A 15922-nucleotide genomic window follows, 5' to 3' on the forward strand; every position below is an offset into this window, starting at 1 on the left:
TGCCGTTTGAAGTTTCGGATTGATCAGGCTTTAGCCGCTGCGGTTGTGTTTCTCGATGGAGTTAGCTATTTAGGTTTCGGGCAACCGATTTAAGATTTTCGGTCACGAAGCGGAGTCCACCGCAGCGGCTAAAGCCGGATCGATCATGGATTCCGTCTCGGCACGGCTGAAGCCGATGCCCCTCCCTAAATCGCTAGATTCCTAATTTGGACAAGCCTGCAGCATGCTGCGTCTCTACGAGAATGTCGAAAAAGACCCATGCCAATTAAGTACTGTCATCCTGAGGCCAGCCTTTGGCCGAAGGATCTCCCGGAATATTTCAGGTGTAATTGCTGCGTCCTGGCCCTTACACGAAAAATCATCGGCCGAAGAGCCAGGATGCGACAATCAAGTTTGAAGTATTTCGGGAGATCCTTCGGCCAAAGGCTGGCCTCAGGATGACAGTCTTGATGTCTGCCTCCACTGCCCAACAGCTAATTCGCGGTCGCGAAAACGGTGCAACCACGCGCTTTAGCGCGCGCAGCGCAGCCTCCTTCACGCTGTTCGCGTGTGCGTTGTTCATTGTGCTTGGAGTCGTCACCACGCTGCTCGGGCCCATTCTTCCTCTACTCTCATCACGCTGGCCAGTCACCACAGCTCAGTTGGGCTCGCTCTTCTTCTGGCAATTCATTCCTTCGACAATCGGCACACTGCTCAGCGGAGCCGCGTTTGCGAAGCGCAGCTTTCGGCTGGGCGTTGTACTTGGCGTGGCGCTATGCCTTCTGGGCGTATGCGGATTGATTTGGGCAGACTGGAATCTAGGCAGAGCTGCCGTCGCCTGCTACGGGGTCGGACTGGGCATTGCGTTACCGGCAATCAATCTCGCCGTCGCCGAGGCGAACCAAGCGCGCCGCGCTGCCGCTGTTTCCCTCGTTAACTTCGCATGGGGCCTCGGCGCAATCAGCGGGCCGCTCCTGCTCCGCCTGACTCATAGTCTTTCCGGCTTTCTTGCGGCGCTGAGTGTATTGGTGGCCCTGGGTCTGGCTGCTTCCGCGTTTTGGGAAATGCCCCCAAAGACGAATGCTGTCTCTCCCGACCAACCAACTACTCCCACACCGGGCTCTATCTGGATCCTCGCGCCATTAATCGCCATCTCGATGTTTCTGTTCTGTGGCGTAGAAAACGCGGTCGCAGGTTGGGCAACGACTTTGGCATTGCCCAGCTTCGCGGATGCATTTCGTGCCACCAACGCCAACGAGGCCTTCTGGGCGTTCTTTCTTACGGGCCGAGCGCTCGCACCATTTGCTCTGCGTCGCATGTCAGAGGGCAAGCTGCTCTTGGTGTCGATCATTACAGCAGCTGCTGGAGTGCTCGCCTTCTATTTGGCCGCACACGCTCCCACCATTCTCCTGGCGTGCGCGATCACCGGCCTGGGAGTCGGTCCAGGATTTCCGCTGCTGATCTCTCGCGTTTCGGAATTGATCGGCCCCGAACGTCCCGCATGCACTGTATGTTTTGCCTTCGCCGGCATCGGCGCTGCAACCCTGCCAAGCGCGATGGGCGTGATAGGAGAAAGAGTTGGCGATCCGCGCGCTGGACTGCTGCTGCCGCTGGCAGGGCTCGTGTTGTTGCTGCCCACGGCGAAGATGTTGAGCGCTTGGGGACGACAACAATTGTCTAATGGCTCACAGGTCTAAGACTGTCATCCTGAGGCCCTCAGTTGGCCGAAGACCTCCCGCGATGCTTCGAGCTTGAATGCCGCTGGTATGGCTTTTTCACTAGGAACCACTGCGAGTACCTTCAAAAACAAAATCGACCCTATGGCCAAAAAGCCAATCAGCTGCATATAAGTCCCCATTATTGCGGTAGATCCTTCGCCCAAAAGAGGGCTCAGGATGACAGTGTTAAGAAAATGGCAGTCGAATGAAATCTCTCTCAACCTCAATTAAAATCATCCCGCCGCAAACACATTCTTAAACAGGTGATCCATGCCCGAGCCCCAGGTCGCTCAGCAGCAAGACATCCAATCCATCCTTCGTGAGGCGCGCAAGTTCGATCCGCCGGCGGAGTTCAGCCAGCATGCTCGCATCAAGAGCATGGCCGAGTATCAGAAGATCTACGATGCCTCTGCTGCCGATCCGGAGAAGTTTTGGGCCGGAGTCGCCGGAGAGCTGCACTGGTTCCAGAAATGGAACAAGGTCCTGGAATGGGACCTGCCCTGGGCGAAGTGGTTTCTCGGCGGCAAGATCAATCTTTCTTATAACTGCCTTGATCGCCATGTCGCCGGCGCGCGTAAGAACAAAACGGCGATCATCTGGGAGGGCGAGCCTGGCGAGGTCCGCACGTTCACCTACGAGCAGTTGCTGCGTGAGGTCTCGAAGTGCGCCAATGCGCTCAAAGACATGGGCATCAAGGCCGGCGATCGCGTCGCAATCTACATGGGCATGACGCCGGAACTCGCGATCGCGCTCCTCGCCTGTGCCCGCATTGGGGCGGTGCACTCGGTGATCTTCGGGGGATTCTCCGCAAACGCTCTGGTCGATCGCATCAACGACGCGCAATGCGTCGCCGTCATCACGCAAGACACCGGCTATCGCCGCGGCAACGAGATCAAGCTCAAGGCCACGGTCGACGAGGCGCTGGCGTCCTGTCCTTCAGTGAAACATGTGCTGGTGTACCGGCGCACCGGATCGCAGGTTGACATGAAGAAGGGCCGCGACCACTGGTGGCATGAGGTTGTCGACAAGGCCTCTGAGCAGTGCCCCGCTGCGCCACTCGACTCCGAAGATCCACTCTTTATTCTTTACACCTCGGGCACTACAGGAAAGCCAAAAGGCATCGTTCACACCACCGGCGGATACTCCGTCGGCGTGTACTACACCACCAAAATGGTCTTCGACATTCGCGATGAGGACATCTACTGGTGTACCGCCGACATCGGCTGGGTCACCGGACATTCCTACATTGTCTATGGCCCGCTGCAGAACGGCGCGACCGTGCTGATGTACGAAGGCGCCCCTAACCATCCCGACTTCGACCGCTTCTGGCAGATGATCGACCGTCACAAGGTCAACATCTTCTACACCGCGCCGACCGCAATCCGCGCCTTCATCAAGTGGGGCAGCGAATATCCGAAGCGCCACAAGCTCGACAGCCTGCGACTGCTCGGAACCGTTGGTGAGCCGATCAATCCGGAAGCCTGGATGTGGTATCGCGAAATGATCGGCAAGAATCGCTGCCCGATCGTCGACACCTGGTGGCAGACCGAAACGGGAATGATCATGATCTCGCCGCTACCCGGCGCTGTGCCAACCAAGCCGGGATCGGCGACGCTGCCACTGCCGGGAGTCTTTCCCGATGTGGTAACGCGCGCGGGAGAGCCGGTGCCGAAAGGCTCTGGCGGGCTGCTGGTGTTGCGCAAGCCCTGGCCGGCGATGGCCCGCACCATCTTCAACGATCCTGACCGCTTCGTGAAGCAATACTGGTCCGACATTCCCGGCATGTACTTCACCGGCGACGGCGCCCGCAAAGACGAAGACGGCTACTACTGGATGATGGGCCGCGTCGACGACGTCATCAACGTCGCCGGACATCGTTTAGGCACAATGGAGATCGAGTCAGCACTGGTCGCCCATCCAAAAGTTGCCGAGGCCGCAGTAGTGGGCCGTCCCGACGATCTCAAGGGACAAGCAATTGCCGCATTCGTCACGCTGGAATCCGGCTATAAGCCAACACCGGACACGAAAGACGAACTGCGCAAGTGGGTAGTAAAAGAGATCGGAGCCCTCGCCCGCCCCGACGACATAAGATTCACCGACACCCTTCCCAAAACGAGAAGCGGCAAGATTATGCGACGCCTGTTACGCGAACTCGCCGGCACCGGTGACGTGAAGGGAGACGTAACCACGCTGGAGGATTTTTCTGTAATCGCGAAGTTACGAGCGGACGAAGAATAGAGGAGCCCGCCGCGGCGGGCTGCGTCTCTACCATGCTCTGTGCAATGCCTAGCGGTCTGGAAGGTAAAGAACTGTCAACCTGAGGCCCGCTGTTGGCCGAAGGATCTCCCGCGATGTTTCGAACTTGAATGGCGCCGGGGCGGCTCTTTTACGAGGACGCTACAATCCCGTTATCGTTGCAACAACAAAGCCTACTGTATGGCCGAAGTGCCGATCAACAGCATTTGAATCCCAATCATCACGGGAGATCCTTCGGCCAACATCGGCCTCAGGATGACAGCGTTTGGACGCATTGGGAGAAATTACGCGTCCCACGGATTCACCACCGAAACCGATAGATCTTCAAAATGACTCACGTTACGGGTTGCGAGCGAAGCCTGATGCGCCAGCGCGATTCCCGCGATGATCGTATCTCGCAGTTCTCCTGGTCGGCCTTTGCGCTGGCGAGATGCCATCAAGTCGGCTGCCTGCCTGGCGGCGGCAGCGTCGAAGGACGCAATCCGCTGTCCCATCTTGTCCAACAGGCTTTCGAAGGCATGCATCAACAGAGATCTCCGCTTTCCGGTTGCCATGATCTCCAACCCGAATCGCACTTCGAGAACTGTCAGCGACGTTGTCCAGATGGATGTTCGGGGCTGCCTGTCGAGCCATGCCACAACTTTCATATCGGGCTCTTGCCGCATTAGCGCGGAGAGCACATTCGTGTCGAGAATGATCATGGCTCAAACGAAGCCGGCTTGATTTGGTTACCTCGCAACTCTGCGATGTCAGAGTCCAATCCAGCTTTGGTGAACAAGCTGGAAATCTCGGAGCCGAGTCCACGGGCTGAGCCTTCATCATCCCTATTCACGGCATTGCGAAGGATCTCGCGAACCTCTTCCTCCATGCTTCGGCGGTTGCGCCTGGCTCGACGCTGGAGCCGTTCCTTGACGGCATTCTCGAGGTTGCGAACTACAAGCTGGCCCATACGCGACTCCATTTCTCGTATGATATCATGATATCATATTCGAGTATAGGCGAGGCACGATTCGCAGTACCGGCGGCGGTAGCCGCTGGGCACGTGCGAGCTAGACCATGATTCGATGGCACCTGGCAACCACACTGCCAGAACCCAGCGGCTACCGCCGCCGGTACTGCCACCGCCCGCCCCAACCCGTGAAGTCACCAAATCTTAACAATTGTCCAACCTGGTGGATTTGTTCTGTTCTGTACAATCCCCACCCATGACCTGGACCCAGACCTACGATCCATTCGGACATTGGTGGCTGTCCACGTTGTGCGCGGCGCTGCCGATCGTCGTGCTGTTCGTGCTGCTTGCTGGACTGCGTGTGCGTCCGCATCTGGCCGCGCTGGCGGGTGTGGCGACCGCAATTGTCGTCGCGACCACGGCATTTCACATGCCGGTATCGCTGGCTTCGGCGAGCTTCCTCTACGGCGTTTCGTTCGGAATGCTGAAAATTGTCTGGATCGTGGTTGCCGCCGTCTTCCTCTATGACGTCTCAGTAGAAGCCGGCAAATTTGAGATCATGCAGCGCTCGATCGCGCGCATCACTGACGATCAGCGTTTGCAGGTGCTTCTCGTTGCCTTCTGTTTCGGAGCGTTCATCGAGGGCTGCGCCGGATTCGGATCGCCAGTGGCGATCGCGGGCGCCTTTATGATCGGCCTGGGTTTCCGCCCGTTCCATGCTGCCGCGCTCAATCTGATCGCCAATACCGCGCCGGTTGCCTGGGGCGCGATTGGAACCCCGGTACACACGCTCGCTGCGGTCTGCGGGCTGCCTGAGGCGGACTTAAGCGCAATGATCGGGCGCATTCTTCCGATTACCGCCGTGATAGTTCCATTTTGGCTCGTGCGCGTCATGGTGGGGTGGGAGCTGACCTTCGAAGTACTCCCGGCAATCCTGGCTGTTGGCTTTTCGTTCGGCCTGACGCAATTCTTCTGGGCGAACCACATGGACAGCAATCTGGTGGATATCGCCAGTGGAGTTGTCTCGATGATCGTGCTGGTGGTCTTTCTGAAGTTTTGGAGACCGAAGCGCGTGTGGAGAGATGGACAGGTGACCACGGCCTCGGCCAAGTCCGTTCGTCGGATGTCCAAACAGGAAGAGGCCGTAATATCCCGTGACTCGGTCGTTGATCCGCCGCCGGAACCGGGCCCGTCTTCGACTGCCACGCGCAAAGATGTAGCGATGGCCTGGCTGCCATTCCTGATCCTGTCAGTCATCGTGCTGCTCTGGGGATTGCCGACCGTAAAAACTGCCATCAACCGTCACACAACGCCCGCATTTGAGCGCGGCGGCTGGGAGTTCCCGATTCTGCACAATCACATACTGCGGGCGGCTCCGGTGGTGGCAAAACCCACTCGGGAAGCTGCAAAGTTTGACTTCAACTGGCTCTCAGCTACAGGCAGCGGATGTTTTCTCGCCGCAATCATCTCCGGTCTCATTCTGGGACTCGGCCCGCGGCGGCTGCTGCGCGTCTTCGGCCACACGCTCTATCGCATGCGTTTTGCCATACTCGCGATCTCGTTCATGCTCGGCCTCGGTTATGTCACGCGCTACTCCGGCCTCGATGCCGTTTTGGGACTCGCCTTCACTCGCTCAGGGAAGTTCTATCCATTCTTCGGCACCTTCCTCGGCTGGCTCGGAGTCGCGCTCACCGGCAGCGACACTTCTTCCAACGCACTCTTCGGCAGCCTGCAGCGCATCACTTCGCAGCAACTCGGCCTGGATCCGGTACTGATGTGCGCCGCCAACAGCGCCGGAGGCGTGATGGGCAAGATGGTGGACGCGCAGTCGATCTGCGTTGCTACCGCAGCAACCAATCAGCTTGGAAACGAAGGCCAGATATTCCGCTTCGTCGTGTGGCACTCGATCGCGCTCGGCGCCATCGTGGGATTGATCGTGCTGATGTACGCCTATGTGTTTCCACATGCAGTTCCGCACGGGCTGATTCTGGGGCACTAAAGAGCATTTTGTGGCACAGGCGCCCTCGCCTGTGTACCATGCACTGTTCACAGCCGAGGATGGCTGTGCCACGCAGCTTCCTGTCATGACTTCGTCTACACGCCTCGTCGTCGGACTCGGCGAAGCCCTTTGGGACATGCTTCCCACGGGCAAGCATCTCGGCGGCGCGCCGCTCAACTTCGCCTACATCGCCTCGCTTCTCGGTGAGCATGCGGTGATCGCCTCCCGAATCGGGAACGATTCTTTGGGTGCTGAAATCCAAGCCGAGCTCGCCGGACGCAATCTCGACACCAGCGGCATTCAAAGCGACCCAAAACTGCCTACGGGGACCGTCGACGTTCGCTTCCGCGGCGGCCAGCCGGAGTACGAAATCCGTCAGCCGGTAGCCTGGGACGCCCTCGAATGGACCCCAAAATGGCGCGAAATAGCCGCAAAATGTGACGCAGTTTGCTTCGGAAGCCTGGCTCAACGTGCCCCAAAATCGCGCCAAACGATCCAGAATTTCCTCGAGAACACGCGTCCAGAGTGCCTCCGAGTGTGCGATATCAACCTCAGAAGGCCGTTTTACGAGCGCGAAGTGATCGATTCAACGCTGCATCTGACCACAATTCTGAAGTTAAACGACCTGGAATTGCCGCAGATCGCGGCCATAGTGGGCCTCAAAGGGGCTACCACGCAGGCGCTAATGCGGGAATTACTCGACAGATTCGGCCTCAAAGTCGTGCTCGTGACCTGCGGAGAGCATGGCGCGACCGCGGCTAACGAAGAAAAAATCGCGTCACATCCGGGCTTTAAGGTGCGGGTACGCGACACGATCGGCGCCGGAGATGCCTTTACCGCGGCCGCAATTCACTGCATTTTGCGTGGAATTGATCTGGAAAAAACGCTCGCATTTGCCAACAAATGGGCGTCATGGGTGGCGTCGCAGGCGGGCGCAATGCCTCCCATAGGCGAGGAGGAGCGCCTCAAAATGCTTTCGGAAGAGGCAGTTTCTGCCTCTTAAGTGCCGCTTAACAGCCGCAAAGCGTGTGGAATAACGCTCACATCGATGGGCGTCTGGCACACCGGCTCGCCGTCGGCATATACCCAAGTGGGCGGATCGGTTTCGATTCGTAGCCGCTCGGCACGAAAAGAATTCACTTGCTTGAGCTCCAAATGACGCGTTCTAAGGAGTGCAATCGCGCTTGGAATGAGCTTTAAACGCCCCATTTGCCGCACTAGAACGCAATCTAGCGTGCCGTCATTGAGGTTTGCATTGGGCGCAATACGCAATCCGCCGCCGAATGAAGGCGTATTCGCGAAGCTAAGAAGGCAGGATTGCTGCGCGATTTCGCGTCCATCGGCGCAAATTCGCAGCTGCAATGATGGCGCTTGAAGCAATGCACGCGCCATCCCAAGCAAATAACCGCCATTTCCACGGATCCAACGCGGCATTTTATTGGCGAATTCTGCGGCGGTAGCGTCGAGTCCAACGCCGCCAACGCAGCAGAAAGGCGTGTCGTGACCGTACTTATTCGTGACGATTCCGACGTCTATTTCGCGCACCATTGCGCTTCCAGCGACGAAATTGCGTGCAAGATCAGTCGCAATTTGTGGCGACGAAATACTCAAGGCGCGCGCCAAATCGTTCCCGCTGCCGCGCGGAACGAGTAGAACCGGCAATTTAGCGCGCAAAAGCTGCGGTAGAAAGCGATGAATTGTTCCGTCGCCGCCGAACACAACGGCGAGATCGGCGAGGGATCGCGAATCAGTAATGTCCCAATGTTCAACCTGCAGTCCGGCGCTCTTGAGCAGATCCAAATCGCTGTCCTGCGCTGCAGGTCCGAGAATGGCGAGGGCTCGCATGCGGAAAGGACGATACTACGCAGCGTAAGTTAGCTCAGACATGAGACTTTTCCGGGCGAGGGCCGCCCGGCGCTCCGTTTTCCTTCGTGTCCTCCGTGTTCAAAATGCCTTTCCCGTAAAATGTAGAATTCCTTGGAGCCCTGATGATCTGCCTGACAGTTCATATCACCGTGAAGACTGGCCGCGAGCAGGAGACGGCCGATATGTTCCGTTCTTACGTCAAACTGGTGCAAACTGAGCCTGGATGCATGCGCTTTGACGTGCTCCAGTCGCGCAAAGAGCCGCGAAAATTCATGCTCTACGAGCTCTATCGCGACGACGCGGCGCTCGACGCGCATCGGCGCACGCCTCATTTTCTCGACTACACCCCAAAGATGCAGGACCTGACTGAGCAGCGCGAGTCGGAGCTCTTCACGCATATCGCATGACCTTCCCTCCCGTTGACGAGCAGCTCGCCTACCTTAAAAAGGGCGCCGTGGAGATCATTCGCGAACAGGAACTGCGAGAGCGCCTGGAAAAATCGGCTAAGAGCGGAAAACCCCTGAAGGTGAAAGCAGGGTTCGATCCTACTGCGCCCGACCTGCATCTCGGCCACACCGTTCTGATCCGCAAGCTCAAACACTTTCAGGACATGGGTCATACCGCTATCTTTTTGATTGGCGATTTCACTGGGCTGATCGGCGATCCCAGCGGGCGTTCGGCAACGCGGAAACCCCTCACACGCGAAGAGATCGATCGCAATGCGGAGACCTACAAGGAGCAGGTCTTTAAGATTCTCGATCCCCAAAAAACAGTCATCGATTTCAACAGTCGCTGGTTCTCGAAATTCAGCGCGATCGATTTCATCCGCTTGGCAGAGAAATACACGGTTTCGCAGCTGCTGGAGCGTGACGACTTTCACGATCGCTTTCAAAACGAGCAACCGATCGCGATGCACGAGCTGCTGTACCCTCTGGCGATGGGCTACGACTCGGTGGCTCTGGAAGCCGATGTGGAACTCGGCGGGACCGATCAGAAATTTAATCTGCTCACCGGCCGAGAGATGCAACGCCAGCATGGCCAGCCCACGCAGGTCGTGCTGACGATGCCGATTCTTGAAGGACTCGATGGCACGCAGAAGATGTCGAAGTCGCTAGGAAACGCGATCGGAATCAAAGAGCCGCCACTAGAGATGTACGGCAAGCTCATGTCGATCTCCGATGAGCTGATGTGGCGTTACTGCACGCTGCTAACCGATCTGCGCACATCAGAGATCGAGGGCCTAAAGTCGAAAGTGTCGTCAGGCGCACTGCATCCGATGCAGGCCAAGAAGGATTTGGCGCGCAGAATCGTCAAGGATTTTCATTCCGAGCAGGCAGCGCGGGATGCGGAGGAGAATTGGGCGAAGCAGTTTCAGAAACATCAGGTACCACAAGTTATGGAGACGGTGGAAATACCGCGAGAACAGGTTTTGCTACGGCAATCGGAAGACGACCCTTCGGCTCCATGGTTTCCGCTTTACGAGCGTTCTACATTGCCTCCTGGAACCCTCATCAGCATTCTCAAAATGGAAAAGCTTCTTATTTCGGCAGGATTGGTGTCATCCACCAGTGAAGCTGCAAGAAAACTCAAAGAGCGCGCGGTGCGAGTTAATGGCGAGACGATTGTGATCAGCCAGCTTGCCACTTGCCTTCCCGCAGAATTCAACTTGAATCTAGGTCGGCACTGGAAAAGAGTTCTAGTTCAATAGAGTGAGTTAAAAAACCAATGTGGCACAACCGCCCTCGGGCCTGGTGCCAAATCGGAATGTTAAGCTGCTAGCAAGTCAAAACCCACAGCCGAGGGTGACTGTGCCACAAAATCAACCGAGCAGTTTGGGTTGGCAGTTGGCACTGTCCCACTGTCCCAGCGCGTATAGGGTTTTGGGACAGTGGGACAGCTTCAATTTATCGTCTAAGTTGTTCAGGAACAGCAGCTTACCGTGCCCGTGACGCTTGGGACAGCAGGTCAAATTTGACGGCGTTGTCCCACTGAAAATTCAAGGGCAATTTCCATCACTCGTACCGCAAGCAGACAATCGGATCCAGGCGGGCAGCCATGCTCGCGGGGTAATAGCCGAAGATGACACCAACCGCGACGGAGATTACGAAACCGAGCGTTACCCAGAGATACGAGAGCGTTGCAGGAATCGAGGGCACGAGCGTGCGTACGGTAGTGGAGACACCGGCTCCGATCAGAATGCCCAGCGTGCCACCCACCAGCGTAAGTACCACTGCTTCGAGCAGAAATTGCAAGCGTACGTCGGCACGGCGCGCGCCGATGGCCTTGCGAACACCGATCTCCTGTGTGCGTTCGGTCACCGAGATCAGCATGATATTCATTACGCCGATGCCTCCTACGAGTAATCCAATCGAACTGATTACCGCGGTCAGAATCACGAGCGCGCCTGTAAGTTGATTCCACAGGTTGCTGAGAAAGTCGGGGGAACTCAGCTCAAAATCGTTTTCCTGCTTAGCCGGAACATGCCGCAGGCGGCGCATGGCCTGAACTACTTCATCTTTCGCCACGTCGACGCTCGCGTTTTTCGGAACCGTGAAGATCATCAGCAGTTCCTTGGCTTCCGGATATTCTTTGCGGAATTTGCTCAGCGGAATTACGGCGAAGATGTCTACTCCGGGACCTCCGAACAGGCCTGGATCATGTTCGAAGATGCCGATTACGTCGTAGACAGTTCCATTGAGACGGACGGTCTTGCCAATCGCATCCGAATTTGGGAAGAGCGATTCGGCAATGGAAGCTCCCAACACAACAACCGGCCGAGCATGTTCCTCATCGAAGTCGCTGATGAAGCGGCCGCGATCTATGCTGAACAGCGGGATCGCTTCCATGTACGGTGGCTCAGTGCCACGCACAATCACTTTCTCCACGCTGTGGTTTCCGCTGGTAATGGTATTGCTATCGCCAAAGAAAAAGCCGCGTGTGCCGACCGTAGTGACGATTTGCACGTCGGGTGCCGCCTGCTTGATGAACGGAGCATAGCTGTACTCAAGGTATTTTCGGGTGCGAATGCGTTGGGGCCAGCGCGAAGGATCGCTGCCGGGAGGGAATCGAGAAATGAAATATGTACGCGAGCCCAGAGATTCCACACGCTCCTGCACAAACCTGTTGAGTCCCTGAATAATCGCCGCCATGGAAATCACCGAGGAAACGCCGATTACGATGCCGATGATTGTGAGCGCGGTGCGAGCCTTCGACGAGCGCAGCGTCTCGAGCGCCGCGAAGAAATTCTCGCGAACCTGGCTCGCAGTTAGAACAGCCATTAGTCAGACCTCAACGCGACGATCGGATCCAGTTGGGATGCGCGAAATGCTGGATAGATTCCGAAGAATAGTCCCACGATCGAACTCAGGACCACTCCCAATATTGCCACCCAGGTTTGTACCGAAGCAGGAAACGGAGTAAACGTCCGCAGCGTAAGCGCAACCAGAAAGCCGAGAGCGATTCCAGCGAATCCGCCGGCGATGCACTGCATAACGCTTTCTGTGATGAATTGCCGAAGGATGTCCCGCTTGGTGGCGCCGACGGCACGGCGCACGCCGATCTCGCGGCGGCGCAGCGTCACGCTCACGAGCATTACGTTCATGATGACGATTCCCCCGATGACCACCGAGATCGCCCCCACCATGATGAATACGGCAAAAAACGCGGAGCTGATGCTGCGCCACAATGACATGTAGCTCTCTTTGGTGCCGATAAAGAAGTCGTTGTCCGTCTTGCCGGTGAGGTGACGACGCGCACGCAGGATGAGTTGAGCCTGATCCTGCGCCTCCGTAAACGTAGCCTCCGTTGCTTTTACGTTGACGGTCAGGCTGGTATGTGGTCCTTGCATGTTGAGAAACACTCCGAGAGGGACGATCACAAGATTGTCTTGATCCTGCCCCAGAACGCTCCCAATCTTTTCCATCACGCCGATCACGGCTAGCTCGTTGTTGCCTATCCGAAGATTTTTGCCGACCGGATCTTCTCCGAGAAACAACTGCTGCACCAGCGTGTCTCCAATCAGGCAGACGTTGACTCTGCGTTCCGCTTCGGAAGGCGTGAAATAGCGGCCGTAATCGACAGCACGGGTGTCGATATCGATCATGTTCGCGGTCTGGCCGTAGAAGTTCACGTCCTGAGCTTCGCGGTTAAGATAGCGCGCCTGAATACGTCCCGTAGCGGTGGCGCTTGCTCCCACTTCCTTACACGCCGTGCACTTTTCAGCGACGGCTCTTACGTCGTCGAGCTCAATCTTCCGGTACTTGAGTGCCTTGATGATGATGTTGAAGTCGGTTACCGCGAACGGAGTACGCGCAATTTGAAAAACATTCGTACCCAGATTGGCGATCTTTTGTTCTACGTAGACATTCGCGCCTTGCACGATTGTCATTACCGTGATGAGCGTTGCTACGCCCATCGTGAGTCCGAGCATGGTTAGCGATGCCCGGAGCTTATGCTGCCTCAGCGCGGTTATGCACTGAGCCAAATTGTCGCGAATCGCGAGCATGAAGGAAGATAAGTTGAAACACTTTTATACGTCTGGTGGCAAGAAATAGTTCTGGAGGGATTATGGAGACGCACCGTGCTGCGTCTCTATTGGGTCTTCTGAGGCTCGGCGACCTTCACGCCCTTCGTGACATGCCCATTCTGATGGAGGATCATATGTGTTGTTTCACCTTTGTCGTTCTTGACGAATTCAATTTCTGCATCGACCACTTTGGGAAAAAACAGAGTTTCTGATTCCGGGAAGATTGGAATCCTGGACTGGCCCGTGGCTTGCGAGACCAGGTGGTCGCCTTCGAGCGTGATCACGAACTGAAAATTCGGCGCCAGCTCGTAGGTTCCTACATACGCGGCGAGAATGTTCGGGGAGACCGTGACCTCCTTGCGCTCGGATGCCAGGACCACTTTCTCTCCATGCGCGACCGATGCAAGCTTGGCTGCGATCGCGCTTGGAGCTCCGCCGTTCAAGTTGCCGAGCACTGCGACGACGAGCTTGTCATCGGGATAATAAGCGAGTTGAGTGTTAAAGCCTTCGATGCCTCCGCCATGCTCGATTACCTTGTGTCCTTTGTCGTCGCGCACGCCCAAGCCGAACGCGTAGTTGCTTTTGAACGCAGTGGTCATCTTCTGGACAGAGGACGCCGAGAGCAATTTACCGCCGAAGAGTCCTTGCTCCCAGCGCAGCAGGTCTTCGGTAGTGGAGTAAAGTGCGCCCGCGGAGAAGGGAATGCTCATGTCGATGTATCCGGCATGTTCCAATCCCTTCGGCTTCGCCGTGTATCCCTCGGCGCGATGAGGGATAATCGCCGAGTTGGAGTCATATCCGGAATCCTTCATTCCCAATGGATCGAAGATATTCTGCTGCACAAACTCGCTATATCCCTGGCCGCTGATCCTCTCGATCAGGTAGCCGAGCAGTACATATCCGGAATTGCTGTAATTCCATTTTTCGCCTGGCTGAAATTCGAGCGGCTTGTCGCGAAACCGCTCGACGAGCTTTTCCGGAGTTGTCTTCACGGCTTCAGTGGAAGCGTAATCGGGAAATCCCGTGAAGCTCGGGATTCCCGAAGTATGAGTAAGGAGATGGTAGATCGTGATCTTGTCCCAAGCGGCAGGCGCGTTCGGCAAGTATTTCTTGACCAAATCGTCGGTCTTCAACTTGCCGCGCTCTTCCAAGAGAAGGATGCAGGCCGCCGTGAACTGCTTCGTAATCGAGCCTAGGCGAAACTTCGTTGTAGGCGAATTGGGAACACCCCACTCAAAATTCGCAGATCCGTAGCCATGACTGAGCAGCACCTTGCCCTCGCGCGCCACAAGCACAGAGCCCATGAACTGCTTCGCAGAAACGTAGGATTGAACGACCTGTTCCATACGTGAGGTGGGGTCTTCCTGTGCAAAGCCCACGCCAAGGAGTAATGCCGCGACCGCGATACGCCGAATCATGTTGTCTCCCACGATTGGAATTAAGGCGCAGCAATTGTAAGAGGAGTCGTGCACTCCGGTGATCCCGTGATCGGATAAATTAAAAGCGCTTTCAGTAAGAGTCTGTCTGGGGAGGTTGGGGCATTCGAGCAAAAAGAGGAGAAGGATAGAGGCGCCCGTCGGTCAGACGCCTCTGCGGGGAAGTTACTGCAGTTTCTGTATGGTGTTTTTCACGCGTCCCTGAAGTTCCTGCGGGAGGGGTGCGTAGCTTAGCGTCTCCACCATCTTCTCGCCATCGTCGATCATCCAGTTCAGGAAGTCCTTGATGATCTTGCCCTTGTTGGCGTCTGACGGTTTAGTGGGGATTAGCAGCCATGTGAACGTTGCTATTGGATAGGCATCCTTGTTCGGGGAGTTGGTAATGGAAACGCGGTAATCGTCCGGAATCTTAACGCCGTTCGCTGCCGCACTGGTGTTCTGCAGATCGGCTTTTACGAAGCTGCCGGCGGCATTTTTTACCGAACCGAATGTGATCTTGTTCTGCAATGCGTAAATCAGTTCAACGTAGCCGATGGTGCCGTCGACTGCACGAATCGTACCGGCTACTCCTTCATTTCCTTTGCCGCCGATTCCGACAGGCCACTTTACGGATGTTCCCTTACCGGGACCGCCCTTCCACTCCGGGCTTACTTTCGAGAGATAGTCGGTGAAAACATACGTGGTGCCGCTGCCGTCGGAGCGATGAACCACGTTAATGTTCTGGTTAGGAAGCTTTATATCTTTGTTGAGGTTCTGAATTGCAGGATCGTTCCAGGTTGTGATCTTGCCGAGGAAGATGTTCGCAAGCACATCGGGAGTGAACTTCAATTCCTCTTTGACGCCGGGGATGTTGTACGCGGGAACTACCGATCCCATCACCGTCGGAACATGCTGAATCGGTACTTTTGAACTCTTGAGTTGTTCGTCGGACATCGGGCCGTCAGTAGCGCCGAAGTCCACTGTGCCTGCCGTGACCTGGCGAATGCCGCCGCCACTGCCAATCGGCTGATAATTGATCTCAACATCAGGGTGCTGCTTGTGGTACTCACTGAACCACTTCGAATAAATCGGGTTCGGGAAGGTCGCGCCTGCCCCATTTAAAGTCGTCTGCGCTGCCGCAGAACCGACCAGCAGCGCTGCCATTGCCAGGGTCCACTTAAGACCTCGAATCACGTTGCTCCTCCTATGGGTACT

General features: G+C 56.4%; 13 protein-coding genes. 6 read left to right on the plus strand and 7 right to left on the minus strand.

What is annotated here, in order from left to right:
• Positions 1-449 precede the first annotated feature (449 nt).
• Positions 450-1676, plus strand: coding sequence for an MFS transporter (locus tag VNX88_15955; GenBank protein ID HWY70162.1), 1227 nt, complete (start codon positions 450-452; stop codon positions 1674-1676).
• Positions 1677-1967: 291 nt separating this feature from the next.
• Positions 1968-3935: an acetate--CoA ligase gene (acs, locus tag VNX88_15960; GenBank protein ID HWY70163.1), complete on the plus strand. Its 1968-nt coding sequence runs from the start codon at positions 1968-1970 to the stop codon at positions 3933-3935.
• 302 nt (positions 3936-4237) lie between these two features.
• On the opposite strand, the gene VNX88_15965 is transcribed toward acs, so the two are convergent.
• Positions 4238-4654, minus strand: coding sequence for a type II toxin-antitoxin system VapC family toxin (locus tag VNX88_15965; GenBank protein HWY70164.1), 417 nt, complete (start codon positions 4652-4654; stop codon positions 4238-4240).
• Positions 4651-4902 (minus strand): hypothetical protein, encoded by a 252-nt coding sequence (locus VNX88_15970; GenBank protein ID HWY70165.1) that lies wholly within the window; start codon positions 4900-4902, stop codon positions 4651-4653. Before VNX88_15970 ends, VNX88_15965 begins: the two co-directional genes overlap by 4 nt.
• A 256-nt stretch (positions 4903-5158) precedes the next feature.
• Here VNX88_15970 and VNX88_15975 point away from each other — a divergent pair, with 256 nt between their 5' ends.
• The gene (locus VNX88_15975) at positions 5159-6901 is read left to right on the plus strand and encodes an L-lactate permease (protein HWY70166.1); all 1743 of its coding nucleotides are present in this window, start codon (positions 5159-5161) and stop codon (positions 6899-6901) included.
• Positions 6902-6911: 10 nt separating this feature from the next.
• On the plus strand, positions 6912-7904 hold the full coding sequence (locus VNX88_15980; GenBank protein HWY70167.1) for a carbohydrate kinase: 993 nt from the start codon (positions 6912-6914) through the stop codon (positions 7902-7904).
• On the opposite strand, the gene VNX88_15985 is transcribed toward VNX88_15980, so the two are convergent.
• Positions 7901-8746: a diacylglycerol kinase family protein gene (locus tag VNX88_15985; protein ID HWY70168.1), complete on the minus strand. Its 846-nt coding sequence runs from the start codon at positions 8744-8746 to the stop codon at positions 7901-7903. The two genes, VNX88_15980 and VNX88_15985, sit on opposite strands and share 4 nt — an antisense overlap.
• A 143-nt stretch (positions 8747-8889) precedes the next feature.
• On the opposite strand from VNX88_15985, the gene VNX88_15990 reads away from it, so the two are divergent.
• Positions 8890-9174: an antibiotic biosynthesis monooxygenase family protein gene (locus VNX88_15990; protein ID HWY70169.1), complete on the plus strand. Its 285-nt coding sequence runs from the start codon at positions 8890-8892 to the stop codon at positions 9172-9174.
• Positions 9171-10475, plus strand: a complete 1305-nt coding sequence (gene tyrS / locus VNX88_15995) for a tyrosine--tRNA ligase (GenBank protein ID HWY70170.1) — start codon at positions 9171-9173, stop codon at positions 10473-10475. The genes VNX88_15990 and tyrS overlap by 4 nt, the downstream gene beginning before the upstream one ends.
• Positions 10476-10779: 304 nt before the next feature.
• Here the strand turns inward: tyrS and VNX88_16000 are convergent, their stop codons facing one another.
• The 4 genes from VNX88_16000 to pstS all read right to left on the minus strand — a co-directional run bounded on the left by VNX88_16000 (position 10780) and on the right by pstS (position 15901).
• Positions 10780-12045: an ABC transporter permease gene (locus VNX88_16000; protein ID HWY70171.1), complete on the minus strand. Its 1266-nt coding sequence runs from the start codon at positions 12043-12045 to the stop codon at positions 10780-10782.
• Positions 12045-13271 carry an ABC transporter permease gene (locus tag VNX88_16005; GenBank protein ID HWY70172.1) on the minus strand — a complete coding sequence of 409 codons (1227 nt, stop codon included), beginning with the start codon at positions 13269-13271 and terminating at the stop codon, positions 12045-12047. Before VNX88_16005 ends, VNX88_16000 begins: the two co-directional genes overlap by 1 nt.
• Before the next feature lie 86 nt (positions 13272-13357).
• Positions 13358-14710, minus strand: coding sequence for a serine hydrolase (locus VNX88_16010; protein ID HWY70173.1), 1353 nt, complete (start codon positions 14708-14710; stop codon positions 13358-13360).
• Between the two features lie 183 nt (positions 14711-14893).
• A complete protein-coding gene (gene pstS / locus VNX88_16015; protein HWY70174.1) occupies positions 14894-15901 on the minus strand; it encodes a phosphate ABC transporter substrate-binding protein PstS in 1008 nt (335 codons plus the stop codon).
• Positions 15902-15922 lie beyond the last annotated feature (21 nt).

This window comes from Terriglobales bacterium, from assembly GCA_035567895.1.
Lineage (GTDB): Bacteria > Acidobacteriota > Terriglobia > Terriglobales > Acidobacteriaceae > Gp1-AA112.

What these genes read in the sequence shown, in the direction of transcription:
- VNX88_15975 (HWY70166.1), top strand. Translation starts at nt 5,159, where the DNA reads ATGACCTGGACCCAGACCTACGATCCATTCGGACATTGGTGGCTGTCC.
- VNX88_16005 (HWY70172.1), bottom strand. Translation starts at nt 13,271, where the DNA reads ATGCTCGCGATTCGCGACAATTTGGCTCAGTGCATAACCGCGCTGAGG.
- VNX88_15965 (HWY70164.1), bottom strand. Translation starts at nt 4,654, where the DNA reads ATGATCATTCTCGACACGAATGTGCTCTCCGCGCTAATGCGGCAAGAG.
- VNX88_15955 (HWY70162.1), top strand. Translation starts at nt 450, where the DNA reads ATGTCTGCCTCCACTGCCCAACAGCTAATTCGCGGTCGCGAAAACGGT.
- VNX88_15990 (HWY70169.1), top strand. Translation starts at nt 8,890, where the DNA reads ATGATCTGCCTGACAGTTCATATCACCGTGAAGACTGGCCGCGAGCAG.
- VNX88_15985 (HWY70168.1), bottom strand. Translation starts at nt 8,746, where the DNA reads ATGCGAGCCCTCGCCATTCTCGGACCTGCAGCGCAGGACAGCGATTTG.
- VNX88_16000 (HWY70171.1), bottom strand. Translation starts at nt 12,045, where the DNA reads ATGGCTGTTCTAACTGCGAGCCAGGTTCGCGAGAATTTCTTCGCGGCG.
- VNX88_15970 (HWY70165.1), bottom strand. Translation starts at nt 4,902, where the DNA reads ATGGGCCAGCTTGTAGTTCGCAACCTCGAGAATGCCGTCAAGGAACGG.
- VNX88_16010 (HWY70173.1), bottom strand. Translation starts at nt 14,710, where the DNA reads ATGATTCGGCGTATCGCGGTCGCGGCATTACTCCTTGGCGTGGGCTTT.
- acs (HWY70163.1), top strand. Translation starts at nt 1,968, where the DNA reads ATGCCCGAGCCCCAGGTCGCTCAGCAGCAAGACATCCAATCCATCCTT.
- tyrS (HWY70170.1), top strand. Translation starts at nt 9,171, where the DNA reads ATGACCTTCCCTCCCGTTGACGAGCAGCTCGCCTACCTTAAAAAGGGC.